The sequence below is a fragment of the Nocardia vulneris genome (assembly GCF_001613425.1).
GTDB classification, from domain to species: domain Bacteria; phylum Actinomycetota; class Actinomycetes; order Mycobacteriales; family Mycobacteriaceae; genus Nocardia; species Nocardia vulneris.
This window is the reverse complement of sequence record NZ_BDCI01000060.1, coordinates 1-24,431: the sequence shown is the minus strand read 5'-3', so window position 1 is coordinate 24,431 and position 24,431 is coordinate 1. Positions and strand designations below refer to the sequence as shown.

The 24,431-nt window shown below is 67.8% G+C and carries 24 protein-coding genes and 1 tRNA gene; 16 read left to right on the top strand and 9 right to left on the bottom strand.

The window, feature by feature from the left end; all coding sequences use genetic code 11:
- Window positions 1-33: 33 nt before the first annotated feature.
- Window positions 34-1,248: a lipase family protein gene (locus tag NVU01S_RS41870; RefSeq protein ID WP_043681793.1), complete on the bottom strand. Its 1,215-nt coding sequence runs from the start codon at window positions 1,246-1,248 to the stop codon at window positions 34-36.
- A gap of 227 nt (window positions 1,249-1,475) precedes the next feature.
- Here NVU01S_RS41870 and NVU01S_RS41865 point away from each other — a divergent pair, with 227 nt between their 5' ends.
- A complete protein-coding gene (locus NVU01S_RS41865; protein WP_043681836.1) occupies window positions 1,476-2,492 on the top strand; it encodes a YdcF family protein in 1,017 nt (338 codons plus the stop codon).
- A 1-nt stretch (window position 2,493) separates the two neighbouring features.
- Here NVU01S_RS41865 and NVU01S_RS41860 read toward each other — a convergent pair whose 3' ends face one another.
- The gene (locus NVU01S_RS41860) at window positions 2,494-3,237 is read right to left on the bottom strand and encodes a glucose 1-dehydrogenase (RefSeq protein ID WP_043681796.1); all 744 of its coding nucleotides are present in this window, start codon (window positions 3,235-3,237) and stop codon (window positions 2,494-2,496) included.
- A gap of 180 nt (window positions 3,238-3,417) precedes the next feature.
- Between NVU01S_RS41860 and NVU01S_RS41855 the strand changes: the two genes are divergently transcribed.
- Both NVU01S_RS41855 and NVU01S_RS41850 read left to right on the top strand, forming a co-directional pair.
- On the top strand, window positions 3,418-3,876 hold the full coding sequence (locus NVU01S_RS41855; protein WP_043681799.1) for a MaoC family dehydratase: 459 nt from the start codon (window positions 3,418-3,420) through the stop codon (window positions 3,874-3,876).
- 75 nt (window positions 3,877-3,951) lie between these two features.
- Window positions 3,952-4,848 (top strand): alpha/beta fold hydrolase, encoded by an 897-nt coding sequence (locus tag NVU01S_RS41850; RefSeq protein ID WP_052281386.1) that lies wholly within the window; start codon window positions 3,952-3,954, stop codon window positions 4,846-4,848.
- A 48-nt stretch (window positions 4,849-4,896) separates the two neighbouring features.
- Here the strand turns inward: NVU01S_RS41850 and NVU01S_RS41845 are convergent, their stop codons facing one another.
- Window positions 4,897-6,288 (bottom strand): WS/DGAT/MGAT family O-acyltransferase, encoded by a 1,392-nt coding sequence (locus NVU01S_RS41845; protein WP_043681803.1) that lies wholly within the window; start codon window positions 6,286-6,288, stop codon window positions 4,897-4,899.
- A 275-nt stretch (window positions 6,289-6,563) separates the two neighbouring features.
- On the opposite strand from NVU01S_RS41845, the gene NVU01S_RS41840 reads away from it, so the two are divergent.
- The 3 genes from NVU01S_RS41840 to NVU01S_RS41830 are packed head-to-tail and all read left to right on the top strand — an operon-like array spanning window position 6,564 to window position 10,393.
- Window positions 6,564-7,466 carry a metal-dependent hydrolase gene (locus NVU01S_RS41840; RefSeq protein ID WP_042259574.1) on the top strand — a complete coding sequence of 301 codons (903 nt, stop codon included), beginning with the start codon at window positions 6,564-6,566 and terminating at the stop codon, window positions 7,464-7,466.
- 8 nt (window positions 7,467-7,474) lie between these two features.
- Window positions 7,475-8,584, top strand: a complete 1,110-nt coding sequence (locus NVU01S_RS41835) for a PDR/VanB family oxidoreductase (RefSeq protein ID WP_043681841.1) — start codon at window positions 7,475-7,477, stop codon at window positions 8,582-8,584.
- Between the two features lie 30 nt (window positions 8,585-8,614).
- Window positions 8,615-10,393, top strand: a complete 1,779-nt coding sequence (locus tag NVU01S_RS41830) for an SDR family oxidoreductase (RefSeq protein ID WP_043681806.1) — start codon at window positions 8,615-8,617, stop codon at window positions 10,391-10,393.
- Between the two features lie 12 nt (window positions 10,394-10,405).
- Here NVU01S_RS41830 and NVU01S_RS41825 read toward each other — a convergent pair whose 3' ends face one another.
- Together NVU01S_RS41825 and NVU01S_RS44490 are read right to left on the bottom strand one after the other, a co-directional pair.
- Window positions 10,406-10,915 (bottom strand): UCP032817 domain-containing protein, encoded by a 510-nt coding sequence (locus tag NVU01S_RS41825; protein ID WP_043681809.1) that lies wholly within the window; start codon window positions 10,913-10,915, stop codon window positions 10,406-10,408.
- A 338-nt stretch (window positions 10,916-11,253) separates the two neighbouring features.
- On the bottom strand, window positions 11,254-11,475 hold the full coding sequence (locus NVU01S_RS44490) for a hypothetical protein (RefSeq protein WP_043681812.1): 222 nt from the start codon (window positions 11,473-11,475) through the stop codon (window positions 11,254-11,256).
- A gap of 304 nt (window positions 11,476-11,779) precedes the next feature.
- On the opposite strand from NVU01S_RS44490, the gene NVU01S_RS41815 reads away from it, so the two are divergent.
- Window positions 11,780-12,787 carry a zinc-binding dehydrogenase gene (locus NVU01S_RS41815; protein WP_043681844.1) on the top strand — a complete coding sequence of 336 codons (1,008 nt, stop codon included), beginning with the start codon at window positions 11,780-11,782 and terminating at the stop codon, window positions 12,785-12,787.
- A gap of 56 nt (window positions 12,788-12,843) precedes the next feature.
- The gene (locus tag NVU01S_RS41810) at window positions 12,844-13,038 is read left to right on the top strand and encodes a hypothetical protein (protein WP_156161981.1); all 195 of its coding nucleotides are present in this window, start codon (window positions 12,844-12,846) and stop codon (window positions 13,036-13,038) included.
- 6 nt (window positions 13,039-13,044) lie between these two features.
- Here the strand turns inward: NVU01S_RS41810 and NVU01S_RS41805 are convergent, their stop codons facing one another.
- Window positions 13,045-13,476: a nitroreductase family deazaflavin-dependent oxidoreductase gene (locus NVU01S_RS41805; protein WP_043681815.1), complete on the bottom strand. Its 432-nt coding sequence runs from the start codon at window positions 13,474-13,476 to the stop codon at window positions 13,045-13,047.
- A 142-nt stretch (window positions 13,477-13,618) separates the two neighbouring features.
- Between NVU01S_RS41805 and NVU01S_RS41800 the strand changes: the two genes are divergently transcribed.
- Window positions 13,619-13,692: transfer RNA gene (locus NVU01S_RS41800), tRNA-Ile, on the top strand.
- A 273-nt stretch (window positions 13,693-13,965) separates the two neighbouring features.
- Here NVU01S_RS41800 and NVU01S_RS41795 read toward each other — a convergent pair.
- Window positions 13,966-14,226 (bottom strand): hypothetical protein, encoded by a 261-nt coding sequence (locus NVU01S_RS41795; RefSeq protein WP_052281388.1) that lies wholly within the window; start codon window positions 14,224-14,226, stop codon window positions 13,966-13,968.
- 441 nt (window positions 14,227-14,667) lie between these two features.
- Here NVU01S_RS41795 and NVU01S_RS41790 point away from each other — a divergent pair, with 441 nt between their 5' ends.
- Both NVU01S_RS41790 and NVU01S_RS41785 read left to right on the top strand, forming a co-directional pair.
- Entirely contained in the window at window positions 14,668-15,291 is a 624-nt protein-coding gene (locus NVU01S_RS41790) for a TetR/AcrR family transcriptional regulator (RefSeq protein ID WP_043681818.1), read from the top strand.
- 104 nt (window positions 15,292-15,395) lie between these two features.
- Complete coding sequence (locus tag NVU01S_RS41785) at window positions 15,396-16,082, top strand: ATP-binding cassette domain-containing protein (RefSeq protein ID WP_043681820.1); 687 nt, start codon at window positions 15,396-15,398, stop codon at window positions 16,080-16,082.
- Window positions 16,083-16,271: 189 nt separating this feature from the next.
- On the opposite strand, the gene NVU01S_RS41780 is transcribed toward NVU01S_RS41785, so the two are convergent.
- Window positions 16,272-19,211: a tetratricopeptide repeat protein gene (locus NVU01S_RS41780; protein ID WP_082859564.1), complete on the bottom strand. Its 2,940-nt coding sequence runs from the start codon at window positions 19,209-19,211 to the stop codon at window positions 16,272-16,274.
- 150 nt (window positions 19,212-19,361) lie between these two features.
- Here NVU01S_RS41780 and NVU01S_RS41775 point away from each other — a divergent pair, with 150 nt between their 5' ends.
- The gene (locus tag NVU01S_RS41775) at window positions 19,362-19,952 is read left to right on the top strand and encodes a CAP family protein (protein WP_052281467.1); all 591 of its coding nucleotides are present in this window, start codon (window positions 19,362-19,364) and stop codon (window positions 19,950-19,952) included.
- Window positions 19,953-20,030: 78 nt separating this feature from the next.
- On the opposite strand, the gene NVU01S_RS41770 is transcribed toward NVU01S_RS41775, so the two are convergent.
- Window positions 20,031-20,633 (bottom strand): TetR/AcrR family transcriptional regulator, encoded by a 603-nt coding sequence (locus NVU01S_RS41770; RefSeq protein ID WP_244467578.1) that lies wholly within the window; start codon window positions 20,631-20,633, stop codon window positions 20,031-20,033.
- Window positions 20,634-20,741: 108 nt separating this feature from the next.
- On the opposite strand from NVU01S_RS41770, the gene NVU01S_RS41765 reads away from it, so the two are divergent.
- Genes NVU01S_RS41765 through ppnP form a run of 4 tightly spaced genes read left to right on the top strand, consistent with a single transcriptional unit; the run spans window position 20,742 to window position 24,034 of the window.
- Window positions 20,742-22,067 (top strand): alpha/beta hydrolase family protein, encoded by a 1,326-nt coding sequence (locus tag NVU01S_RS41765; protein WP_043683265.1) that lies wholly within the window; start codon window positions 20,742-20,744, stop codon window positions 22,065-22,067.
- A complete protein-coding gene (locus NVU01S_RS41760; protein WP_043683262.1) occupies window positions 22,064-23,002 on the top strand; it encodes a fumarylacetoacetate hydrolase family protein in 939 nt (312 codons plus the stop codon). Before NVU01S_RS41765 ends, NVU01S_RS41760 begins: the two co-directional genes overlap by 4 nt.
- Window position 23,003: 1 nt before the next feature.
- Window positions 23,004-23,714, top strand: a complete 711-nt coding sequence (locus NVU01S_RS41755) for an MBL fold metallo-hydrolase (RefSeq protein WP_043683258.1) — start codon at window positions 23,004-23,006, stop codon at window positions 23,712-23,714.
- Window positions 23,715-23,752: 38 nt separating this feature from the next.
- Window positions 23,753-24,034 (top strand): pyrimidine/purine nucleoside phosphorylase, encoded by a 282-nt coding sequence (ppnP, locus tag NVU01S_RS41750; protein ID WP_043683272.1) that lies wholly within the window; start codon window positions 23,753-23,755, stop codon window positions 24,032-24,034.
- The last annotated feature ends 397 nt before the right edge of the window (window positions 24,035-24,431 follow it).

The following is a 24,431-nucleotide window of genomic DNA, read 5'->3' as shown; positions in this document are numbered from 1 at the left end:
ACTGCAGCGGGAATCGGCGGCCCCGTGCCCACGTCAGCAGTTGCGTGGTGCGGTTTCCCCGCGGAACCGGGCCTCGATCCAGCCCATCGCCTCCGGCGCGCCGAGCACCGCGGTGCTGAGGTGATCGGGGCTCGGGAACAGTTTCGACTGGACCCGCACGCCCGCCGCGCAGTAGCGCCGCATCGTGTTGTCGATCGCGGCGACCGGAATCAACGCGTCGTCGTGGGAACGCCACTGGTAGATAGGCATTTTCGGGACGCCCTCGTACAGCTCTAGGCTGTTCTCCTCCAGTACGCCACGCGCACTGGGGTCTTCGGCCAGCGAGGTGGAGAAGGCGACGTCCAGGACGCTGTGCCCGGCGCCGGCGGCCAGGATCTCGTTGGTGCAGCCGTTGGCCATCCGCTCGCGGATGGCGAGCCCGGTCGGGTTCAGGCTGTCGCTGATCGGCAGTCGAGTCGGATATTCGCGCTCGAGCCCGATCGCGGCCGCCATGGCCAGCCCGAACGCTGGATGCCGGTGGTAGCCCAGGCCCTCGGTCATCTTGACCAGGTTCATCGGGACTCCGCCCTCGGCCGCGCCCACGATATCGAGTTCCGGCGCGTAGGTCGGGGCCAGCGCCGCAGCCCAGCCGGTCGCCATGCCGCCACCGGAGTACCCGAACATCGCGACCGGGCTGGTGGCCACGCCCAGGCGCGCGACCTTGCGCGCCGCCCGGATGCCGTCCAGCGTGATCATGCCGCCGAGCCTGGCCGCCCCGTAGGCGCTGGTCGGGCCCAAGTGGTCGGGCAGCGCCACCGACCAGCCGCGCAGCAGCACCGTATTGAGCGCGGGCGCTTCGCGCACAGCCAGATTCGGGTCGCCGGTGTAGAGCACGCGGGAGACGGCGCACTGGGTGCCCAGACCGTTGATGATGTGCTGATAGGACAGCAGCGGCCCACCCGGCACGTGGTTCGCCGGGGTCAGCACGGTGGTGGTCGCCGCGATCGGCGCGCCCGCTGAATTGGTCGACCGGAACTTGATCATCGTGACCGTGGTGCCCGGAAAAGCGAGCAACCCGGGCATCGGCCGGGTGTCGAGCACGTCACCGGGTTCGGCCCGGTCCAGATCCGCGGGTGCCGCGTAGAACGGGTCGGGGTCCGGTAGCGGGTAGAGCGGTTGTGCCGCAGCGGTTCCCGGCAACACGGCCAGTTGGGTGGCCGCGACCAGCAGGACGGCTGCGGTGAGCGCGGTATTGATTCGGCAGAACATGGCGAAGATCGGCTCCCATTCATCACGACATCGTCAGGGACGTTGGGCACGCTGAAAGTCGAATAATCCGAAACTGGCCGGGCACAAGCGATTGGCAGATATTCGGACCTGCGCAAGGTTAGGGGAGAAACGGAAAAGCCCGAGGGTGCCGCGCCGAGCGACGGAGGCGATCCGCGGCCGGGCGCCGCCCGCGGCCGCTGCGAGCCCGTTACGGTGGCTGAGTGATCATGCTCGTGATCGGCCTCGCCCTGCTCGCGGTGTTCCTGGTGCGCTTCCGCAAGGACCGCCGACGGTTGGGCAATGGGGTGTATCTCCTGCTAGGGCTGATATTCGTCGGCGTGTGGGTGCTCGGCTCGGGCGTCAAGGGCGACCTGCCGATGATCTTGGCGGGCCTGCTCGTGCTGCTGTCGCCGCTCCTGGTGCTCGTGCTCGCCGGGTTGCTGATCCTCAACGGCAGGCAGATGGTCCGCCGCGAAGGGCTCCGCCTGGCGAACCTGTTGCCGCTCGGGCTCGGCCTCGCATTGCTCGTTCCGTATGTGCTGCTCGCGCTGGCCATATTCACCGGCGATATCTGGGTCGTCGTGATTTTGGCGTCACTGACGATGGCGGTGAGCTACATCGGATTCCTGTTCGCCAGTTTTCTGCTGTATTCGCTGTTGTACGGGGCGCTGCCGTATCGACCGGGAATGGACGCGATCGTCGTGCACGGCGCCGGGCTGAAGGGCGATCGGGTGCCGCCACTGCTCGCGGGCCGGCTGGACCGGGCGATCGAGGTCTATCGGGCGGAGCACACGGCCGGGCGCAGGCCGCTGCTGATCACCAGCGGCGGTAAGGGATCCGACGAGTTGAAGTCGGAGGCCGAGGCCATGGCCGGGTACCTGGTCGAGCGGGGCATCCCCGCCGAAAGCGTGCTGCAGGAGGATCGTTCGGCGACCACGCGGGAGAACCTGCTGTTCACCAAGCGATTACTGGGCGAGCGTGGCGAGTCGACCCGAATGGTGCTGGTGACCAGCGATTTCCACACCCTGCGCACGGCGATGCTGGCCCGGCGGCTCGGCTTGGACGCCGAGGTCACCGGGGCGCGCACCGCGTTCTACTACCTGCCCGCGGCGACCCTGCGCGAGTTCGCCGCCGTCGTGGTGGCCTACAAGTGGATCAACCTGATCGCCTGTGTCGCACTGGTTTCGCTGCCGATACTGGCATTGCTGCTCACCCGCGACCTGCCGCACAACTACGGGGACTGACTCAGTCGAAGGTCTTGTGCGGGATGCCGACGGTGAGCCCGCCGTCGACGACGAACTCCGCCCCGGTCGAGTACGAGGATTCGTCGCTGGCCAGGAAGGTGATCAGAGCGGCGACCTCACTCGGATCGGCGGCCCGGGCCAGCGGGATCTGCAGGAATTCGGCCGGAATGTTCTCGGTCATCGGCGTGGTGATGAGACCGGGGTGCACCGAATTGACCCGAATCTTGTGCTGCGCCAGCTCGAGTGCGGTCGATTTGGTCAAGCCGCGCACCGCGAACTTGGTCGCCACATAGCCGTGCAGGCCCGGGCTGCCGCGCATCCCTTCCACGGACGAGATATTGATGATCGAGCCGCCGCCCGCCTCGATCATGGCCGGGGTCGCGGCGCGCATACCGAGGAACGTGCCGGTGAGATTGATGTCGATGATCCGCTGCCACTCGGCGAGGTCGAAGTCGACCAGGAGGTTCCCGTTGGCGATGCCCGCGTTGTTCACCAGCACGTTCAGCGCACCGTAGCGCTGTACCGCCTCGGCGACCGCGCCCTGCCACGCGTCCGGCTCCCGCACGTCGAGGTGCACGTAGGTCGCGGCGTCGCCGAGTTCCTTGGCGACCGCGGTGCCCTCCTCGTCCAGCACGTCACCGAGCACCACGCGGGCGTCCTCGGCGACCAGGGCCCGGGCATGCGCGGCACCCATACCCCGCGCGCCACCGCTGATCAATGCCACTTTGCCGCTCAACCGCCCCATCGCGGCACCTCCGTCTTTTTCGCGAGCTTGTCTGGAACACGTTACAGAATTGCGCCCCGTCCGGCGGTCCTCCCGGGTCCGATGGTGCCATATCCGTGCGCGGTGCGGGGCAAAGTCTTTGCGGGCCAGAATCTTCCGGGGCGCGTGCGGGGGCAGGCGCGGCGCTCTAGGGTTCGTCGCATGAGCGAGGAAAGCACCTTCACGATGGCGACGTTGCGCGATGCCGCGGGTACCGACCTCGGCGTGAGCGATTGGATCCTTGTCGATCAGGACCGGATCACGGCTTTCGCCGAGACCACCGAGGATCGGCAGTGGATCCACCTGGACCCGGTCCGGGCGGCGGACGGGCCGTTCGGCGCTACCGTCGCGCACGGATATCTGACCCTGTCGCTGCTGCCGTGGATCAACGCGCAACTCTTCCGGCTCGCTGATGTGCGGCTGCGGATCAATTACGGCCTGAACAAGGTTCGCTTTCCCGCGCCGGTGCTCGCCGGCTCCCGGATTCGCGGCCGGACCAGCATTGTCGCCGTCGAGGACGTCCCGGGTGGCCTGCAGGTGGTGCTCGCGACGACGGTCGAATGCGAGGGGGCCGACAAGCCGGCCTGTGTCGCCGAATCGATCGTCCGCGCGCTGGCGTGACCGGCGGCCGCCGCCGTTGTGGCATCATCGTGTAGAACACGTTCTAGTTCTTGCCACCGGCGCGGGAGGCTCACGATGACGAACCCACGATCCTCGGCGGTGCTGCGACGGTTCGCCCGGCGGGTCCCCGACATCGCCGAGGTGCCCGGCGGGCGGCTGATCGAGCTGCCCGGACGCGGGCGGACCTACGTGGTCGATATCGCCGGACCGGCGGGCGCGCCCGCGCTGGTGCTCTTGCACGGCACGGCGTGCACTGCCTATCTCGGCTGGTTCCCCTCGCTGGCCGCGCTGTCCGAGCGCTACCGGGTGATCCTGTTCGACCAGCGCTGGCACGGCCGGGGGATTCGCTCCGAGCGCTTCTCGGTGGACGACTGTGCCGATGATGTGGTCGCCGTGCTGGACGCGCTCGACATCGCACAGGCGGTATGCGTGGGCTTTTCGCTGGGCGGGGTGGTGAGTCTGGCCGCCGCGCACCGGCATCCGGAGCGGGTGAGCGGACTGGTGCTGTGCGCGACGCCGTACCGGTTCCAGGAGAAGTGGCGCGAGCGGGCTTTCCATCAAGCCTTCGGGAAGCTGGCCGCCGCGATGTTGCCCTACGCGTCGCGCCAGATCGAAGAATTCGCGGGCAAGCTGCCCGAGCTGCCGGACATCGTCTGGGCGCCGGGGCGGTTGGACCGGTGGGCGCTCACCGAGTTCCGCAGTACCAGCGGATGGGCGGTGGCGCAGGTGGTCGCGGAGGTCGGCCGGTTCGACGCGAGTGACTGGCTGCCGGAGCTGACTGTGCCGGCCGCGGTCGTCATCACGACCCAGGACCGGGCGATTCCGGTCTATCGGCAGTTGGAACTGGCGACGCTGATTCCGGAGGCGAGCATCCATCTGGTCAAGGCCGGGCACGCGGCTTGTGTGCTGGAGGCCGACCGGTTCGTGCCGGTGCTGCTCGACGCCTGTGCGGCGGTCGCCGCGAGATTGTAGGCGGCCCACCCTGTTCGGCGGCGGTGGCGAACAGGGGCGATCGGCGAGTCAGCCCAGTTTTCGTGCCGCGGTGAGCAATTCGGCGACGACCTCGGGTACCGCGTCGGCGAGTTCGGCGACGTCGGGCACCAGCTCCTTGCAGGCGATGAAGCCGAAATCGAGGTCGTCGTTGTTCGACAGGACGGTCACCGTCAGTCCGGCGCCGTGAAAAACCGGTCCGAACGGATACATACCCGCCACGCGCACGCCGAGGAAATACAGCGGCATCGGCGGACCCGGCACGTTCGACACCACCAGGTTGTGCACCACCGGATGCAGTTCGGCGAGCTTCAGTGACGAGTACACCCGGGCGGCGAGCTGAAAGGTGTTCGGCGGCGCGTACTTCGACCAATCCTGGAGGAAGTCGGCGCCGATGAGGTCGTGTTCCTCTTTCGCGCCGCGGTTCTCCTCGGCGACCTGCAGCAGGCGTTGCACCGGGTCTGCGATATCGGTGCCGAGCCGCGCGAACAGCGTGGACACCTTGTTGATCCCCGCGGTGTGCCGCGAGGATTCGTGCACGGAGACGGGTACCGAGGCGACCAGGGAGCGGTCCGGCAGTTCGTCGTGCTTGTCGAGATAGGTGCGCAGGACACCCGCGACGATCGTCAGCACCACATCGTTGATCTTCACGCCGAAGGCGGACTTGATCTCTTTGACCGCACCGAGTTCCGCCTCGGTGAACGCGACCGCGCGGTGCGGCGTGATCGCCAGATTGAACGGGGTGCGCGGCGCGGAGAACGGCAAGGCCATGCCCGCCTTGTCTTTTCGTCGGCGCTGCGCGAAACCGGCCACCATGCCGAGGGTTTTCGGCACCATGCCGACGATGCCCGCCTTGGTCGGAAACTTGACCACGGCCTTGGCCAGTAGCTGCCAATCGTTGGGGCTCGGCTCCGGTCGCCACTCCTGCGCGGGCGGCGTCTTGGCCGCGTTCGGCTCCAGATCGCACAGATGCATCATCATGTTGGTGCCGGTGATGCCGTCCACCGCGGCGTGGTGGTATTTGCAGATCACCGCGACCTTGCCGTCGTCGAGACCCTCCACCACCGACATCTCCCACAGCGGCCGGTCCCGATCCATCGGGCGGCTGGCGATATCGCCGATCAGCTCGGCCAGTTCGCGGCGCCCGGCCGGCGCGGCGATGCCGATGCGGCGGATGTGATAGTCCAGGTCGAAGTTCTGGTCCTCGACCCACACCGGGTGGTCCAGATTGAAAGGCACCTCGTACACCCGGCGGCGCATCTGCGGGATCAGGGGTAGTCGCCGGCCGAGTTCGGCCTTGAATCGGTCGAAGGAATAGTCCCCTGACGTGGGGTCCAGGAGCAGCAGCGCGCAGACGTGCAGGTGCTGGGTCCCGGTTTCCAGGTAGAGAAAGCTGGCGTCCAATCCGGTGAGTCGTTCCATAGCGAAAGACTACTAGAACGCGTTCTAGTTTTGGCTCGAACCGGAGGGAGTTGGGTCACAGTGGTGGGCGTTATTGTCAAGTCGGCTAACGGTATTGGGTGTGCTCGACGCCGTGTTGACGATGCCGTCTGCCTGCGAGAACGCCCCGTGCGTCTATATGTAACCCGAAGTTCTATGTATGTGTATGATGATTGCTACGGCCATGCAGGAAGGTGCGCAGCGAGGCGGCCGGGCCCGGGCTTCGCCGCGGGATGAGCGAGGGACGAGGAGTATCGATGAAGCTACTTCGTAGGGGAGAGCGGCGGCCGGACATCGATCCGGGCGAGGTCGCGCTGCATGCGCGCAATGTGCAATTCGACTGGGCCGATACCCCGCTGCACTGGATGCCCGACGAGCCGATCGCCTCGCACCTGATCAATTCGCTGAACCTGCTGCTGCCCGAGGGCGAGCGCATGTTCTGCGCCGCCTACGGCGAGGCGTTGCCGTTCGTGAAGGACGAGAAGCTGCGCGAAGCCATGCTCGGGTTCATCGGGCAGGAATCCATGCACGCCGAGACGCACGACAAGGTGCTGCACGAGGTGCTGGCCGCGCACGGCATCGACCCGCAACCCTATGTGCGCCAAGCCGAATACCTGTTCCGCAAGACGCTGGGACCCCGCGACATCGAGGGCGTCGCGGCCCGCCAGACGCTGGTCGAACGCCTCGCGGTGATCGCCTGCCTGGAACATTTCTTCGCCTACCTCGGCGACTGGGTACTCAACGCCGACCTGGAGAAGTTCGACGCCGAGCCGCGCATCGCCGACCTGTTCCGCTGGCACGGTGCGGAAGAGGTCGAGCACCGGCACGTCGCCCACGATGTCGCGGTCTACTTCGGCGCGGGCTATCTGCGGCGCGCGGCGATCATGACGTTCGTCTTCCCGACCTTCCTCACCCTGGTGGTGCGCGGCACGAAATACATGGTGCACCAGGATCCCGCGCTGCCCGACCTCGGTTATCCGCGCCTGATCAAGCGCGTGTTCGGCGCGATGTGGCGCGGCGCCCTGCCGGGGGTCCCGTCGCTGCTGTGGAGCGCGCTGACCACCTTCAAGCCGGGCTACAACCCCGGTTCGGTCGGGTCGACCGCGCAGGCGGTGGCTTACCTGGCGAAATCGCCTGCCGCGCAAGCGATCGCGTCGTGACGGGTGCGGTGGTGAGCCAGCGGCCCGTGCCCGCGCAACTGCCCGCGGACCTGTTCGGCAAGCCCGGCCAGGACCGGGCGGTGCGGGTGCTCGACGCGGTCGCCTCGGCCCGGTTGCGCTGGACCACGCTGATCAACCGACGCGATCTGACCCCGGTCGTCGACGATCGGCGGCTTGCGCTGGTGGTCACCGAGCGCCGGATCGAGGCCTACGACCAAGACGTGGTGAGCCTGCGGCTGGCCGCGCCGGATCAGCGTGAGCTGCCGCCGTGGCGGCCGGGCGCGCATCTGGATCTCGAGCTGCCGTCGGGGCGGCTGCGTCAGTACTCGCTGTGCGGCGATCCGGCCGACACCCGCGCGTATCGCGTTGCGGTGCGGCGGATTCCGGCGGGTCTCGGCGGTTCGGTGGAGGTGCACGACGCGCTGCCGGTCGGCGCGCGGATCACCGTGCGCGGGCCGCGCAACGCCTTCCCGTTCGCCGTGCCCGGCTACGGATCACCCGCCGCGCGTTTGCATTTCGTCGCCGGCGGAATCGGCATCACGCCGATCCTGCCGATGGCGCGGCTCGCGCATCGGCTCGGTATCGACTGGTCGATGGTGTACACCGGCCGCAGCCGCGACACCATTCCGTTCCTCGACGAGATCGCCGGCTTCGGTGACCGCGTCACCGTGCGCACCGACGACGAGCACGGCCTACCCGACGCCGCCGCGCTGCTGCCGGGCGTCGGCGCCGACACCGCGGTCTACTGCTGTGGTCCGGTGCCGATGACCACCGCGGTGGCCGACGCGGTGCGCGAAATGCCCGGGGTGGAACTGCATTCCGAACGTTTCTCGCCGCCGCCGATCGTGAACGGCGTGCCGTTCGAGATCGAGTTCGCTTCCACCGGCGCGGTGGTCGAGGTCGCCGCGGACCGCACGGCCCTGGACACCATTCTGGAAACCCAGCCGGATCGGCCGTACTCGTGCCGTCAGGGCTTCTGCCGCACCTGCAAGGTGCGGGTGCTCGCCGGCACACCGGACCATCGCGAAACCGTCCTCACCCCAGCCGAACACGAGGCAGGCGAGATGCTCGTCTGCGTCTCGCGGGCGGCCGGCGGGCGACTCGTGCTCGACCTGTAACCACGACCCCGGTCACCAAGGAGAAACCCGATGACGACCATCGATCGGCCGGAGCTCGTGGCCGCCGAGCGCACCGTGCGCAGCGGCGATTTCGAGCTCGCCGTCTACGAATACGGTGATCCGGCCGCCGACACCGTGCTCCTCGTGCACGGCTGGCCCGACACCAACCACCTGTGGGACGCAGTGGTGCCGAAGCTGGCCGACCGTTTCCACGTCGTCACCTACGACACCAGGGGACACGGCCGGTCCACCCGGACCAAGCGCACCCAGGACTTCCGGCTCGATCACCTCGCCGCCGACTTCTACGCCGTCGCCGACGCGGTCAGCCCCGACCGGCCGGTGCACGTGCTCGCCCACGACTGGGGTTCGGTCCAGGTGTGGGAGGCTGTCTGCGAACCGCAGGCCGCCACCCGCGTCGCCTCGTTCACCTCGGTGTCCGGGCCGAACCTCGACCACATGGGGCACTGGATGCGCAGTCGGCTGTCCCGGCCCACGCCGCGCAACGTCTGGCAGCCGTTCACCCAGCTGCTGTCCTCGGCCTACACCTTCTTCTTCATGACGCCGGGGTTGCCGCGGGCGGTCTTCGGCCTGCTCGGCACCGAGCAGCGCTGGCAGCGGATCGTCTCGATCATGAACGAGACCGCGCCGTCGAATGTGAAGCTGGGGCCGACGTTCCGGCAGGATTCGGTCGACGGTCTGCTCATCTACCGCGCGAACATCGTGCAGCGCATCCTTTCGCCGCGCGAGCGGCACACCGAGGTGCCGGTGCAGCTGATCGTGGCGGGTCGCGACGTCGCGGTCCGGCCGGCCGGCTACGACGACGAGAACAAGTGGGTGCGGCGGCTGTGGCGGCGCGACGTGCCCGCCGGGCACTGGATGCCGTTCTCGCACCCCGAACTGCTCGCCACCGCGGCGACCGAGCTGATCGACACGGTCAACGGCGGTGCCGCGCCGCGCGGCCTGCGCCGTGCCGAAGTCGGCCGCAGCGCACAGCGATTCGAGGACCAGCTGGTGGTCATCACCGGCGGCGGCAGCGGTATCGGCCGGGAGACCGCGCTGGCCCTCGCGCGGCGCGGCGCCGAAATCGTGCTGTCGGACATCAATCTCGTCGCGGCCAAGGAAACCGCGGAGCTGATCGCCGCCGAACGTGGTGTGGCCCATGCCTATCAGCTAGACGTGGCGGACCAGGCCGCGGTGCAGGAGCACGCCGCGGTCGTGCTGGAAACCCATGGCGTGCCGGACATTCTGATCAACAACGCCGGAATCGGCCAGGCGGGCGGGTTCTTCGACACCTCGGCCGCGGAGTTCGATCGCGTCATGCGGATCAACCTCGGCGGCGTGGTGAACGGTTGCCGGGCCTTCGGGTCCGCCATGGCCGAGCGGGGTCTGGGCGGGCACATCGTCAACCTGTCCAGCATGGCGGCCTACAGTCCGCAGCAGAACTTCAGCGCCTACTCCACCAGCAAGTCGGCCGTCTTCATGTTCTCCGACTGCCTGCGTGCGGAACTGGCCGGGCGCGGGATCTCCGTGCACACCATCTGCCCCGGCATCGTGCACACCAATATCGTTGCCAACACCACGTTTTCGGGTGTCAGCGCCGAAGAGGAGAAGCGCAAGCAGGAGAAGTACGACAACCTCTACCGCAAGCGCAGCTACGGGCCGGAGAAGGTGGCCGAGCAGATCGTGCGGGCCGTGGAGCAGGACCGCAGCATCGTCCCGGTGACGCCGGAGGCGCGGTTGCAGTACCACTTCAGCAGGCTCGCGCCCGCCGTCGGCCGGTTCGTCGCGGCGCGGGTGAAGCTCACCTAGGTCAGGCGTTCGTCAGGGCAGGGTGCGCAGTTCGGCCTCGACGGCCGCGACGCGCTCGGCGTCGACACCCCACGGGTGCTCGACGCCGACCCTGCGGTCCAGATCCCACAGCACGCAGGTCTCGCCGGGCTCGGACACCAGCGTCCAGGCCACTACCGTGCGACCGAGCTGCTGACCCATCGAGCCGTGCGCGGGGTTCGGCGGTCCGGCGCCTTCCGGGAAATGGTGCAGGAAGCGACCGTAGGCGCCGGCGCAGAACGCGGCGTAGCGCTCGGTGCACAGAATGAACCCGTGCCACGCCTCGTCGACCGCGTGCGAGGGCATGCCGATCACCTGCCCGTCCCGCATCGCCGCCCCGCAGCAGCGCAACCACTGCCGCAAACCGGTCGCCACCAATTCGCGTGGTTCCCACGGGCAGGTCTTGAACACGGCATCGGGCAAGTCCAGCGCGGCGACCGCGGCGCCGACCTCGGCCAGGTCGATACCGCGCTGCCGCGATCTGCGAAATCCGAAAGACAGCACAGTTCACTGTACGCAGTGGGCCGGGAACGCTACCGTTCATGAATGAGTGTGATCGTCGCCCTGATCCTCATCGCGATGGCCATCTTCCTGCTGGTGATGGTCGTTGTCCTGCCGCTCGTCATCATCCGTGCGGTGCGCAATTCGACTCGGAATATGCCTGTTCCACCGTTCGGCGTGCAGCGTGGCGGCGACCCGCGGCGCCACAGTGGGGGATACGGGAACTCCGACCCGTTCTGGGCCGCCGGTGCCGCCGGGTTCGCCGGTACCGATGCGGGGAGTAGTTGCGGTGGTGGGTGGGATCCCGGGCACGGCGGTCATCATCACCATCACGGGGGACATCACGACAGCGGGGGCAGCAGTTGTGGTGGGGGTAGCGGCAGCAGCTGTAGCGGCGGTAGCAGCAGTAGTTGCGGCGGTGGCAGTAGTTGCGGGGGCGGCAGCAGTAGCAGTTGTGGTGGCGGCAGTTCCTGACCGCCGATAGCGTGGTTTCCGTGCTGGCGTTGGTCGAGCTGTTCATCGTGGTCGCGGTAATCCTGGGTGGCCTGTTCCTGTTCGTCCATCTGCTGACCGAGTGGTCCAGACGGCCGCGCCGGCGCGGGCGTGGGTGGCTCGGCGGTAGCGATCAGTCATGGTCCGCCGGTGACTCCGGATCTGCGGGGGACGGCGGAAACGATTGGGGCGGTGGCAGTTCCGACGGCGGCGGCAGCAGCGGTTGCGGCGGCGGCAGTAGTAGTTGCGGCGGCGGCAGCAGCTCCTGACGATTACGCGCTGAGCATAATCACGACCCGTCGACTTGACCTCAATAAAGCTCGAGGTTCCAAGCTGGGCTCTGTCGAAACCGGCAGAACAGCGATGGAGGATGTCATGCGGGCCGTGCAAGCAGTGGAATTCGGTGGGCCGGAGGTACTCACGGTGCGTGAGGTGCCCGAGCCCGTCGCCGGACCCGGACAGGTGGTCGTCGAGGTGGCGGCCGCCGACGTGATGTTCCTCGACACCCGGCTGCGCAGCGGTTGGGGCGGCGACTACTTCCAACTGGAGCCGCCCTATGTGCCCGGCGGTGCGGTGTCCGGCGTCGTGCGCGCGGTCGGCGCCGACGTGGATCCGTCCTGGGTCGGGCGGCGGGTCGCCACCGCCACCGCGGCCAGCCGGGTCGGCGGCGGTAAGCCGATCGGCGGGTATGCCGAAAAGGCGCTGGCCAACGTCGATTCGCTCACCGAGGTGCCCGAGGGCCTGAGTTCCGCGCAAGCCGTCGCGCTCACCCACGACGGCAGGACCGCGCTCGCGGTGTTCGATCGCGCCGCCGTCCGGCCGGGTGAGTGGGTGCTGATCACCGCCGCCGCGGGCGGGCTCGGTACATTGCTGATCCAGCTGGCCCGGGCCGCGGGCGCGCACGTGATCGCCGCCGCCCGCGGCCGCGCGAAACTCGAACTGGCGCAACGGCTCGGCGCCGAAGTGGTGGTCGACTATGCCGAACCCGGCTGGGCGGGCGTCGCCCGTGCGGCCACCGGCGGCGCCGGCGCACAGGTCGTCTTGGACGGTGCGGGTGGCGCACTGGGGGAGGCCGCGCTCGCGGCCGTCGCGGCGCACGGCCGGTTCCTCGGATACGGCGGTTCCGCGGGCGAATTCGCGGTCCCCGACGCCGATGTTGTGGCGGCGCACGACATCACCGTCTACGGCTTGTTCGATCTGACCAACGGCGACACCGACTGGCCGGAACTAGCCGAACGTTCGCTCGCCGAGGCAGCGGCGGGACGGCTGGAAGTGGTGATCGGGCAAACGTTTTCGCTCGACGAGGCCGAACGCGCACACGCCGCCATCGAATCGCGGACCGCGCTCGGGCGCACGCTGCTGACCATCGAATCCACTGTCTGAGACCGGTCGGTTCGACGGTCTGGCGGGCACCCTGGCTCGGCGCTAGGGTGCCCTGCGTGGAGACTCTGATCGTTGTGGGTGTGGTCGTGCTCGTGCTCGCCGTCGTGGTCGCTGTCGTGCAAATCGCCAGCAGACCCCCGGCCGACGGGAGACGTTGGGAGCGCGACGATCCCGACGAGTACGAAGCCGAATGGGACGACCGCCAAGACGGCTACACCGATGACGACTACGACGATTACCGGCGCGACTGACCGCGTTCAGCCGATCGGCGTCAGCACCACCACAGCAATAGGCCGCTTCGTCTGCTTCTGGTATTCGGTGTAGCGACCCTGGTTCACCTTGTCCACGAGAGCGAACCTTCGGGCATACTCCGAATCCTCGGGATAGGTGGCCCGCGCCGTCACCCGCGTGGTGCGTCGCCCGACCTGAATCTCGCACTCCGGCCGCGCTTTCAGATTCGCCAGCCAGCCCGGCGGCCGCGGCGAACCGCCATTGGACGCCGTGATCAGATAATCCGCACCATCACGCGCATAGGTCAGCGCCGACGTCCGCGCCTGCCCCGTCTTGCGCCCCACCGTCCGCAGCAGCAAAGTCGGATTCCCGAACAAGATCCGGTGGCCGACCAGCCCGCCACTGTTCTCATACACCCACTGGTGCACCTTCAGCACATTCGCGAACACACCGGCCATGGTCCAACCCTCCTGTACGGTCGCGGGACACCCCACCCTAACCGCCACCCCTGGTCACACCTACCACCCGCGGGTCGAAGTGGTGTCCGCCCCACCCGAGCCGGTACCATCCCCCGAAGCTGCGGTACCTGCCCGCAGCCCGGGGGCGGTAGCTCAGTCGGTTAGAGCCGTGGACTCATAATCCATTGGTCGTGGGTTCGAGCCCCACCCGCCCCACAAACCCCCTCTGAACAGGGGTTTTGTCTCGCCGCTGTCGGCTGAGCCGTCGGCGGACAGCGGTTCCGAGCTGGCCGCTCAGGGCACATGGTCGTCGCGATTGCTTCCTCGGCACAAGCGTCGCCACCACTATCCGCGCTCTGGTATTCCCGCCGACCATCGCCGGGCGGGTGGGTCGGCTCTGGCCGCCGATAACTGTAGTGAGGGAGGGTCATGCAAGCATTCATCGTCGGCTTGTCGTGTGCTCCATGGCTGCCTACTCCCTCGACAAGATCAAGGAGTAGCCGCTGAGGTGACGCGATCGCCGAGCCGCCGCTGCGCGACGACCTCGATGACGGCGGCGGTCCCGACGACGAGGCCCTGGTCGTGCCACGACACATCAACGTCCGTATCGCCGAGGACGTGCTGGGCGGAGTCGGCGTCGAACTCGACGGTGAATGTCTCTCGCGGGCGCATCCAGTGTCCGTCCGCCCATGGCTCCACGAACACGACGGCGGTCTTATCGGAGATGTTGTTCAGCCTGATCTTTGGCACCGGCGCGGCGTAGGTCGATGCTCGCAGGGGTGAGCACGAGCTTGCCGCCGGGGTGGCGGGGGATCGGCTGCGGCGAGCCGGGCGCATTCGTCCATCCGGTCGCAGCGGATCTCGGGGGGTGCCGATCGGCTCGGGCAGAGCCGGTGACACGCGCGCCGGACTTTCCTGGAGAGATGATGCAGGACCCTATGCCTCGCTACAGGTTTCAGCGACGCAGCGGCGTCCGCAAAAGTGTTCGCGGACGCCGAGATGCTGAATGCTGTTGTCGTCCATGCACTGCCCGCGGGCTGCGGTCTGGCGGGTCGACGGAACATCATCGGTCCGCCGACACCAGAACCCCCTCATTTCCCCCGGGCCTGACTTCTCGTGTGAGAGCAGCCACGTCTAGATTAACATGAACATGAATCGCATTCAGGTTTTTGGCGTGTGAAGATGGCACGCATGGCCAGCGAATTCCCGCATCGCCGGCGCGAGCCGGTCCAGGAGCGCAGCCGCGAGCGCGTCGAGCGGATACTGCGGGCAGCCAAGGACCTCCTCGACGAGCAAGGTGCGGAGGCTGTCACCACCCGCAGCATCGCCGAACGTGCCCAACTGCCCGTCGCCACGTTGTATCAGTACTTCGCCAATCGTGAAGCGGTGCTAGGCGAATTGGCTTTGCGCATCATGGATCGTCTCGACGAGGAACTGCCGCAACGTTTGGCCGCGCTGTCCGCCGGTACCCTCGCGGAGATGGTGCACCAGCTGATGGAGTTGCACCGCCAGCTCTACCGCAACGCCTACCCGGAGTTGGTAACGATCTATCACCAGGGCCGGCTGACCGGCGAGCTACCCGACGCCGTCCCGCACCGGCACCGCTTCGCCGCCATGGTCCACCAGGCCATGATCACGAGGGGCCTGCTTCCTGCGAGCACCGACGTGCTGGTCACCGAGTTGGCCGTCGAACTCGGCGACCGTGTGGTGGAACTCGCCCACCGCCGCGCCGCGGGCGGGGATCCGGTTGTCATCGCGGAGGGGGTCCTGGCCATCACCCGGTACCTGCAAGCACACGCCGAGAACGTCGGCTGATGACGTGCTCCAGCCTCGTCGGGCGCAATGCTCCCGATCTTGCGCGGGCTCGTCAGGCCGGCTGCGCGTAGGCCTATCGGGCGCGTCCGGGTGAGACTGGGGGTGTGGCTGCTGAACTGCTTTCTCTCACTGTGGATATCGATACGGGGCGGTGGCGCGACACTGTGCTCACGGAAGTGGATCTGCGGGTGCGTGCCGGGCAGGTCACTGTGTTGCTGGGCGGGCCGGGGGATGGGAAGACGATGGTTGCGTATGCGTTGACCGGGCGGTTGCCGGAGTCGGCGCGGACCACCGGGAAGGTGCTGGTCGAGGGGCGGGTCGGTTACGTTCCGCAGGACGGTATCGATGCGTTTGCCAGGGATCGGTCGGTCGGGGCGCAACTGCGGGAGTCGGCATCGGGAAACGGAAGGTGGACGGTCGAACGTGCTTGTGCCGCCGCGCATTATCCGTCCGCAGCGCTGGATCTGTTGCCGCAGCACAACTCTGCCGGTCAGATTCAACGCGCGGCAGTCGCCGCCGCGCTGCTCACCGACCCGGATGTGCTGATCGCGGACAGCCCGACCGCGTCCCTGGATCAAGGCACGGCTTTCGGTGTGTGGAAGTCGATCCGGGAGTACGCGGACGCCGGTGCGGCGGTGCTCGTGATCACCCACGACATGCCCTTGCTCATCGCGACCGGGTACGCCGACCATCTGGTGATCATGAGCAAAGGGCAGGTCATTGCGGCAGGCAGCCTGGATGACCTGATCGTCTCCGATGATTCGCGGGTGCGGATGTATTTCCGAAGTTGAGCGCGGCATCCGATCGTTCCGGACCGGAAATTCGATCTACCTACGCTGAGCTGCTGTTTCGGCGAGCACGCCGACTCTCGGACTTGGCTGGATCGCGCCACCCGCGGTGATGATGACAACGTCACCGGCAAGGGAGCAGGGCCGGTGATCGAGGCGCCGCAGGTGGAGGGGACCAGCGGCGTTTCTGAACTACACAGGGTGGAGCGTGGCGAGATGGGTTGCCGTGGCTTCGGTTTCGGGCGCACTGAGGCGACGGTAGATATCGATCGCTTGGCGCAGCAGGGTGGCCGCGGTGGTGGTGTCGCCCAGGGCGGTGTGGCAGCGAGCGGTCCCGGCAAGGGTGTGCGCCTGCTGAATCTCGCAGCCGATAGCCCGAGCCACGGCGAGCGCTTCGGCGAACATCGTCAGCGCATCGGCAGGCGCACCAGCTGCCAGCAGCACCTTCGCGGTGTTGTTCAGTGCCTCGGTTTCTTTGGCGCGATAACCGATCTGACGGAACAGGGCCAGGGCCTGCCGGGAGAGTTCCGCGGCCTGAGGGTGCTGCCCGGTCTTTCCGCACACGGCACCGAGATTGGCGAGAGCCTCGGCTTCACCGATGCGATAGCCGGTGTCCCGGAACACGATCAAGGCTTGATGCGAGAGTGCGGCGGCCTGTTCATAGTCCTGGGTTTCGCGATGCACGGTGGCCAGATGGTTGAGGTTGACGGCTTCGCCGATGCGGTGGCCGATTTCCCGGGACACGGCCAGCGCCCGCTGCAGCAGAACGGCGGCCTGCGCATGGTCGCCGGTGTCGCGGTGGACGAGACCGAGGTTGCCCAGGGCGTTGGCTTCGCCGCGGCGATGGCCGATCTCCTGGAACAGTGTTGTCGCGTGCCGGAACAGGTCCGCGGCCTGCCGATAGTCCCCGAGCTCGCGGCGCACGCTGCCGAGGAAGCCGAGTGCGTTGGCTTCGCCGAGCGGATAGCCCGCCGCCTGGAACAGGGCCAGGGCTTGTTCGAGCAGTTGGGTGGCTTGGTCGTAGTCGCCGTTGTCGCGGCGGACGCCGCCGAGGCTGGCCAGGGTGTTGGCTTCGCCGAGGGGAAAGCCGTTGTCCCGGTACAGATCGAGGGCTTGTTCGAGCAGTTGGGTGGCTTGGTCGTAGTCGCCGTTGTCGCGGCGGACGCCGCCGAGGCCGGCGAGGGTGTGGGCCTCGCCGAGCGGGTAGTCCGCTTCCTGATACAGGGTGAGGGCCTGCCGGAACAGATCGGCCGTCCGATCGTAGTTTCCGGTCTGCCACTGCACGATGCCGAGGTTGCGCAGCGCGTCCGCCGCACCGAGCGCGTAATCAACCTCCCGATACAGCGCCAAGGCTTGCCGGAGCAGGTCCGAGGCTCGGTCATAATTCCCGGTCTGCCATTCGAGCGTGCCGAGGTTGGTGAGTGCGTCGGCGCGACCGAGCCGATTGCCCAGTCGGCCCGCGGCCGCTGCGGCGCGCTGGTGCAACTGCCGGGCCGAAGGCCACGGACCTTCGCGCTCCAGCAGTTCCGCCAGCACCTCGGTCAGTCCGACCATGCGCGGGGGATCGCGGTCGGCGGTGTGGTCGAGGCAGGCGAGCAGGTTGGCCCGCTCACGCCGCAGCCACGCCAGCGCGGACATCTCGTTGTCGAATTCGGGTACGGCACAGGCGTTATCGGCGCGAGCATGGCACGGCCTGCGGGTGAGCCAGTGGTCCGCAGCGGCGGCGGCCGCCCGGTAGTAGTCCAGCAGTCGGTGCATGGCATCGGCGTCCTCGCCGGACGAAATCGCAAGGGCCCGGGCATATTCGCGCACCAGATCGTGCAGGCAGTAGCGGCCGGGTGTCGTCTCCTCGACGAGGTGACAGGTGAACAGCGCCTCGAGTTCGGCGCGCGCCTCGGCGAGCGAACTGCCGTGCAAGGCGGCGACGGCGAAGGGATCGAAATCGGGGCCGGGGTGCAGTCCCAGCCTGCGGAACAGTTGTTGCCGGGCCGGCGGCAGGCTTTCGTACGAGGCGGTGAACGCGGCGCGCACCGCACGCTGACCGGCGTCGAGTTCACCGAGCCGATCCTGTGCGGTGCGGAACTCCGCGGACAGGCCGGCCAGCGTCCACGCCGGGTGATGGGCGAGCCGACCGGCCAGCAGCACGATCGCCAGCGGCAGGTAGCCGCACAACCGGACGATCTCGGCGACGGCCGCGAGTTCGTCGCCCGTCGGATTCCGTTGTGCCAGACGGCAGAACAGGTCGATCGCACTGTTCGGCGGCAGGGTGCCCAGCGGGAGCGGGAGAGCGCTGTCCAGTGCGACGAGCCGGCGGCGGCTGGTGATCAGGGTGAGGCATTCGGGCCCCGCGGGCAGCAAGGGTTCGATCTGAGCGTGGTCGCGGGCGTCGTCGAGAACCAGCAGCATGCGCTTACCGGCGACCCGGTCGCGCCACAGGTCGCGCCGTGCGTCGAGGGTGTCCGGGATATGTCCCGGGGCGATGCCGAGACCGGTGAGTAGGGTGGCCAGCACAGCCGCCGGATCGGCGGGCACCTGGCCGGGAGTGTGCGAATTCAGCTCGACGAAGAACCTGCCGTCCGGGAACCGGTCCGACAGCAGGTGCGCCGCTCGGATGACCAGCGCGGTTTTCCCGACGCCCGGCATGCCGTCGACGGTGTGGATGGACACCACCCGATCCGGTCCCGCGGCGTCCAGGATCCGCTGTACCTCGGCATCGCGCCCGACGAACGTGGGGACGTCGCGGCGCAGCGTGGTCAGCACGGTGGGGCGCACCGGTTGCGCGCTGGCCGCTTTCCACAGTCGCCGCCACGCCGATCGGTTCGACAGGTCCGGTGGTAGGGGTCCGGAGGTCTGCCGGGCCAGTGAAATCAATGTGACCAGCACCGGATCCAGTGATTCGAAGCGGGAGGGCACATTGCGCCCGGTCCGCCAGTCGCTGATGCGCTGCATCGAGGAACGTTGACCGGGTGCCGCCGCGCGAGCCGCTTTCAACCGGGCCTCGGTCGCGGTCGCGACCCGCTGCAAGGTGGGATTGCCTGCGGCTTCCCACAAGTGCGCCAACCTGGCCACGAAGAGCGCCCGGGGTGATGCGTCCTCGTCACGACCGCCGTTCCGACCGGTCTCACTAATCATGACGTGCACACCAACAGACGATAGGGGCCACCGCTGTGGACGGTTGCGCGCGGCTGCGTTCGCCCGCGGCGAGTTCACCTACAATTTCACCGGGCACCTGCGGTAATCCGGCGGACTGGACCATCGACAAGCGGTGACGGGAGAACGTTCATGCATCGATCTCGTGCACTGACCCGGTACGCCCTCGGGGCGGCGGTGAGCATCGCGGTAGCGGTCTCGACGGTGGGAACTGCCGGTCCGGCCGGCGCGCGGCCCGCGTTCCCGGACCGTACCGACGCGGCGTTTCAGTCCGACTGTCTCGGCAAACACAATGAACTCCGCCAACGGCACGGTGTGCCCGCGATGACGGCTTCCGCGAAGGCGGTGGACTGGGCCGAGAAGCGGGCGCAGATGGTCAGCCAGTACGAGGGGCTGCAGGAAGGCCACGCGGGCAACGCGGGATCCGGTTTCGGCGAGAACCTGGCCTGGTCGGGTAGTTCCAGTTCGTTCGATTACAGCTGTGCCAAGGCGGTGCAGTCCTGGTACGACGAGATTCGGTCGTACAACTTCGACAACAACGACTTCGACTACAACACAGGGCATTTCACCCAGGTGGTGTGGAAGAACTCGGCAGAACTCGGCTGCGCCCGCGCCTCCGGCAAGGGCAGCCGGTGGTTCGAGAGCTACGTGGTGTGCAGCTATCTCCCCGCGGGGAACGTTCAAGGTCAGTTCGTCGAGAACGTTCCTCGCCCGATTCAGTAGCCGTGGACGCTGAACCCATGCGGACGGCATCTTCCTCGGGCGGAACCGCCGGCCTCGCACAGCAATAGGCTGCGGGCGTTACCGGTCGGGGGTCTGGAGGGCGCGGGTCACCAAGGTGGCCAGTTGGTCGGCGTCGGCGGGGGTGGTGGGGGTGCGGGTGAGCAGGGCGCGGAAGTGGAGGGGGGCGATGAGCAGTTCGAGGGCTTGGCGGGCGTCGGTGCCGGCGGGGAGTTCGCCGCGGTCCACGGCGCGCGTGATGAGCGGGCGGATCTTGCTGAATCTGTTCGCCCAGAAGGAGTTTCGGGCGGCTTCGATCTCGGGGGAGTCGCTGATCAAGGCCATGGATCTGGCGAGTGCACCGCCGAGTGGGGTGGCGAGGTAGTCGGCGAGTTCGAGGGCGAAGGTGGTCAGGTCGCCGTGCAGGGTGCCGGTGTCCGGCGGCGGCAACGTCTCCTCGCTGTAGGCGAGCAAGGCCTCCACGATCAAGTTCTCCCGGGTGCCCCACCGTCGGTAGATCGAGGAGTCGCGTACCGCGGCGCGCCGGGCGATGTCGGGGATGCCGACTCGCTCCACGCCGTGCTCGATCAGGGCCTCGAGGACGGCTCGGTGCACGGATTCGCGCACCCTGGCCGACCGCCCGCCGGGGCGGCGTCTGGGCGTTGCGCTGTCCGGTTCCGTCACGCCCTCGATGTTAAAGCAGAAAGTATTGCTTTTGTCTCGCGGCGGGCCTTACGCTGACTAAAGCAGTAGCTACTGCTTTAGTTGTCGAAAAGTTGAAGGAGGGCCGCGATGGCATCGGTTGCCGAGCGCCTATTGGTCAGCGCGTGCGCCTTGACCCGGACCACCGAGTGGGCGACGCGACTGCTCGGTCCCCGCCGATTTCTGCCCGCATTGTTCAGCGACCGGTTCACGCACCTGGGCGGCATCGAACGCACCGTGTTCGAGCGGCAGTTGAGCAAATGCCGCTCCTTCGCGGACAACCGGTGGACCCCGTACTGGGAGGCGGTGGCCGCCGAGCACCTCGCCGTAGCCGACGCGGCCCTGTCCACCCTCGGCGGTCCGTCGACTCGGCAACTGCTCGACCCGTCGGCCGTCGATACCGCTGTCCTGGGTGAGCTGCTGGCTCCCGCGGTGGAGATCCTCGCCGACCGCGGGGCGATCGCCCCGAAACGCGCCGTGCCCGAGTTCAGCGCGCGCCATCCGGAAAGTCGTACCGCCGCAACGGCTCTGGACGCGCTGATCAAGGCGATGGTGTACGAGTTCGTCGCGGCATGGCCGGGTTGGACGCCGCAACGGCTGCGCGCCTACGAAACCTCGCATCGCCTCGGCGAAGTCCTGGTGACCGCGCTGGCGCCGGCCATGGGCGTGGACGTCGAAGTCGTCCGGATTCCCCTCGGCGGCGACGACGTCGTCCGGGGCTATCTGATGACTCCGCAGGGCGCCGACCGGATGCCGACGGTGCTGGTCACCAATGGTGTCGAAGGCACCCTGGCGGAGGCGATGCTGCCGGTGCTGGCCCATCGCGACAGGGGGATGGGCGTTTTCGTGATGGAGATGCCGGGGACCTACTCCTATCGTGAGCCGTTGGCGCCGGCCGCCGAGCACGTGTACACCACCGTGATCGACTACCTGAGCGCGCACGACCGGGTGGATGCCGACCGGCTCGGGATGATGGGTCTGAGCTTCGGCGGATATTGGGCGACGCGCATGGCGGCGACCGACCGGCGGTTGCGGGTCGCGATCGCGAACGGCGCACCGACCCATCGCAGCTTCCAGATCGGCAGTGCGACAGGCCTTCCCGAAATCATGGTCAGTACCCTCCGGTCCGCCACCGGGGCCACGAGCGTAGTGGACCTGACGCGCAGGCTCACCGCGATGTCGCTGCGTGGGTACTACCCTCGCATCGAGATCCCGATGCTGGTGATCAACGGCACCGACGACACCTTGATCGCCACCAGGGATTCGATCGATATCGCCGCCGCCGCGCCGCGGGCACAACTGGCGCTGTACGCAGGGGACGACCACTGCGCCATGGGGCACGCCGACCGGTGGATGGAGCTGTCGATCCGGTTTCTGGCCGAGCACCTGGCAGTCGCCGAGCAGGTCGCGCGATGACCCCGCGCCGGATCCGACGGACGTTGAACCGCACGGAGTCTCGCATCGACCTGCACCTCGACTTCGGTGCCGGGTGGGTGCCCGCCGACGACACCGCGGCGGACCTCGGATTGCCCCGCGGATACACCGAAAAGTTCGAGTTCGCCCGCTACGAGCAGCTCGGCCTGCCCGACGGCGCGACCGTACTGCCGGTGTGCCCGCTGTCTTTTCGCGACTTCATGCTCTACGAGACGCATGCGATCGACGCCGCGCGCGGTATGGCGAGCCGCTTCCTGCCCGCGGTGCACCGGGTCGCGTCCGCGTTCGAAAGCGTCACCCGCCGAACGTTTCCGCCCTTTCGCCCGAACCGCCTGTGGTATCGGCAGCCGATCTACTACATGTCCAACGCCCTGACGGTGGTACCCAGCGGCACCGCGGTGCAGTGTCCCTCCTACAGTGCCGCACTGGATTTCGAGCTGGAACTCGGTGTCGTCCTCGGTTCGCCGCTGCGCGACGCGACCGTCCGCGAAGCGGCGGCAGCGATCGCAGCGGTCGTGGTGATCAACGACTTCTCCGCGCGTGACGTGCAGCTCGCCGAAATGCGCTCCGGTTTCGGCCCGCAGAAGTCCAAACACTTCCGCACCTCGATGTCCGATATCGCGGTGACCGACGTCACCGTGCTGGACCGCATCGCCGACCTGACCGCGAGCGTGCAGGTCAACGGGAAAACCGTGGCGCGCACGAGCACTCGCACCATGCGATACTCGGTGCCCGAAGCGATCGCGCACGCCTCCAGGGACGAGCAACTCTTCCCGGGCGAACTGATCGCGACGGGGACGCTACCCGGAGGCAGTGGCATGGAACTGGGACAGTGGCTGCGACCGGGCGACCGGCTGCGCCTGGAGATCGATGAGGTCGGCGTGATCGAACATCACATCGGAGAGGCGAACCACTGACATGCGCATCACACAGGTTGCCGACTCCGTCTACGTCGTGGCGGGTACCAACGTCAACTGGTCGCTGGTGACCGACGGTTCCGGCGTCACCCTCGTCGACGCCGGGTACCCACGGGATACCGACGATGTGCTCGAGTCCATTCGGCAGATCGGTCACGACCTCGGTGATCTGGCGGCGGTGCTGGTCACCCACGCCCACCTCGACCACATCGGTGCGATTCCGACGCTGGTGCGTCGCACGGGCGTCCCCGTGTACACCGGTGCGGCGGAAGCGGCGCACGCCCGGCGCGAGTACCTGGAGCAGGTCACGCCGGTCGAGATGGTCGGACTATTGCGCACGCCGGGCGGGCCACGCTGGGTCGCTCAGACGGTGCGGGCGGTGGTCGGGCACATCAAAATGAAGGTTCCGACCGCCACCGCCTACGACGACGACACCCTGCGCGCACTGCCGGGTGGGTTCACCGCCGTCCCGACGCCGGGTCACACCACCGGTCACACCGCCTACTTCCTGCCCGATCAGCAGATCCTGTTCAGCGGCGACGCCCTCGTCACCGGCCACCCGCTGCTCGCCACCGTCGGCCCGCAGCCGCTGCCCACCGTCTTCAACCACGACGAAGACCTCACCCGCCGCACGGCGCAATCCCTGCTCGACCCCGCGCCCCGCCTGATCGTCCCCGGTCACGGTGAGCCCGAGAAGCCGGGTGCCGCCTAGCCGGTAATCTGGCCGTTCATCGGAATCGAGGAGTGTGGGTGTTCAAGGTCAACGAGTACTTCGACGGCACGGTCAAGTCGCTGGCGTTCGAGGCGGCGGACGGGCCGGCGACCATCGGAGTGATGGCGGCGGGGGAGTACCAGTTCGGGACCGCGCAGCGGGAGATCATGCACGTGGTTTCCGGCGCGTTGACCGTCCAACTGCCCGGTGCCGAGGAGTTCGTGACCTACTCGGCCGGTGAGCGGTTCGAGGTGCCCGCGGACAGCAAGTTCGACGTCCGGGTGGCGGTCGATACGGCGTACCTGTGCGAGTACCGCTGACGTAGCCGCTCCCGCTTCTTCGCATCTGCACCACTTCTCGGGATTTACACCTTCTCTGGGCGTCCAGAAGGGGTGTGGATCCCGAGAAGTGGTGCAGGTGTGTGGCTTTCGCGTGTCGGCGCGGGGCTATCTGTCGCTTGGTTTACTTTGCGTTTGGGCTTGTTGGCTGGCTGTCGAAGTGTGACTTGCTCGGGTTGGTGTGCCTGCCGCGGGAGTTACGTGGATGGTGCTGGGCGCGTTAGGTGGGGTTCCCGGCTTTAGGCGCACGTCAGGTGCGTGAAGCTGGGTTCCGGCGTGGTCGTCTGGCTGTGGTGCTGTTTTCGAGAGTTCCTTGGCGAGGTGTCAGCGGTTTCGGGTGGGTGGGGTTGTGGCTCGGCGTGTTTTGCTGGGCGGGTCG

Bases quoted from the DNA above. Each gene is read 5' to 3' on its own strand.
- NVU01S_RS41855 (WP_043681799.1), top strand. From the start codon at position 3,418: ATGAGCGAGGAAAGCACCTTCACGATGGCGACGTTGCGCGATGCCGCG.
- NVU01S_RS41815 (WP_043681844.1), top strand. From the start codon at position 11,780: ATGCGGGCCGTGCAAGCAGTGGAATTCGGTGGGCCGGAGGTACTCACG.
- NVU01S_RS41870 (WP_043681793.1), bottom strand. From the start codon at position 1,248: ATGTTCTGCCGAATCAATACCGCGCTCACCGCAGCCGTCCTGCTGGTC.
- NVU01S_RS41755 (WP_043683258.1), top strand. From the start codon at position 23,004: ATGCGCATCACACAGGTTGCCGACTCCGTCTACGTCGTGGCGGGTACC.
- NVU01S_RS41775 (WP_052281467.1), top strand. From the start codon at position 19,362: ATGCATCGATCTCGTGCACTGACCCGGTACGCCCTCGGGGCGGCGGTG.
- NVU01S_RS41850 (WP_052281386.1), top strand. From the start codon at position 3,952: ATGACGAACCCACGATCCTCGGCGGTGCTGCGACGGTTCGCCCGGCGG.
- NVU01S_RS41830 (WP_043681806.1), top strand. From the start codon at position 8,615: ATGACGACCATCGATCGGCCGGAGCTCGTGGCCGCCGAGCGCACCGTG.
- NVU01S_RS41780 (WP_082859564.1), bottom strand. From the start codon at position 19,211: ATGATTAGTGAGACCGGTCGGAACGGCGGTCGTGACGAGGACGCATCA.
- NVU01S_RS41860 (WP_043681796.1), bottom strand. From the start codon at position 3,237: ATGGGGCGGTTGAGCGGCAAAGTGGCATTGATCAGCGGTGGCGCGCGG.
- NVU01S_RS41805 (WP_043681815.1), bottom strand. From the start codon at position 13,476: ATGGCCGGTGTGTTCGCGAATGTGCTGAAGGTGCACCAGTGGGTGTAT.
- NVU01S_RS41840 (WP_042259574.1), top strand. From the start codon at position 6,564: ATGAAGCTACTTCGTAGGGGAGAGCGGCGGCCGGACATCGATCCGGGC.
- NVU01S_RS41845 (WP_043681803.1), bottom strand. From the start codon at position 6,288: ATGGAACGACTCACCGGATTGGACGCCAGCTTTCTCTACCTGGAAACC.
- NVU01S_RS41865 (WP_043681836.1), top strand. From the start codon at position 1,476: ATGCTCGTGATCGGCCTCGCCCTGCTCGCGGTGTTCCTGGTGCGCTTC.
- NVU01S_RS41760 (WP_043683262.1), top strand. From the start codon at position 22,064: ATGACCCCGCGCCGGATCCGACGGACGTTGAACCGCACGGAGTCTCGC.
- NVU01S_RS41790 (WP_043681818.1), top strand. From the start codon at position 14,668: ATGGCCAGCGAATTCCCGCATCGCCGGCGCGAGCCGGTCCAGGAGCGC.
- NVU01S_RS41765 (WP_043683265.1), top strand. From the start codon at position 20,742: ATGGCATCGGTTGCCGAGCGCCTATTGGTCAGCGCGTGCGCCTTGACC.
- NVU01S_RS44490 (WP_043681812.1), bottom strand. From the start codon at position 11,475: ATGGACGAACAGGAACAGGCCACCCAGGATTACCGCGACCACGATGAA.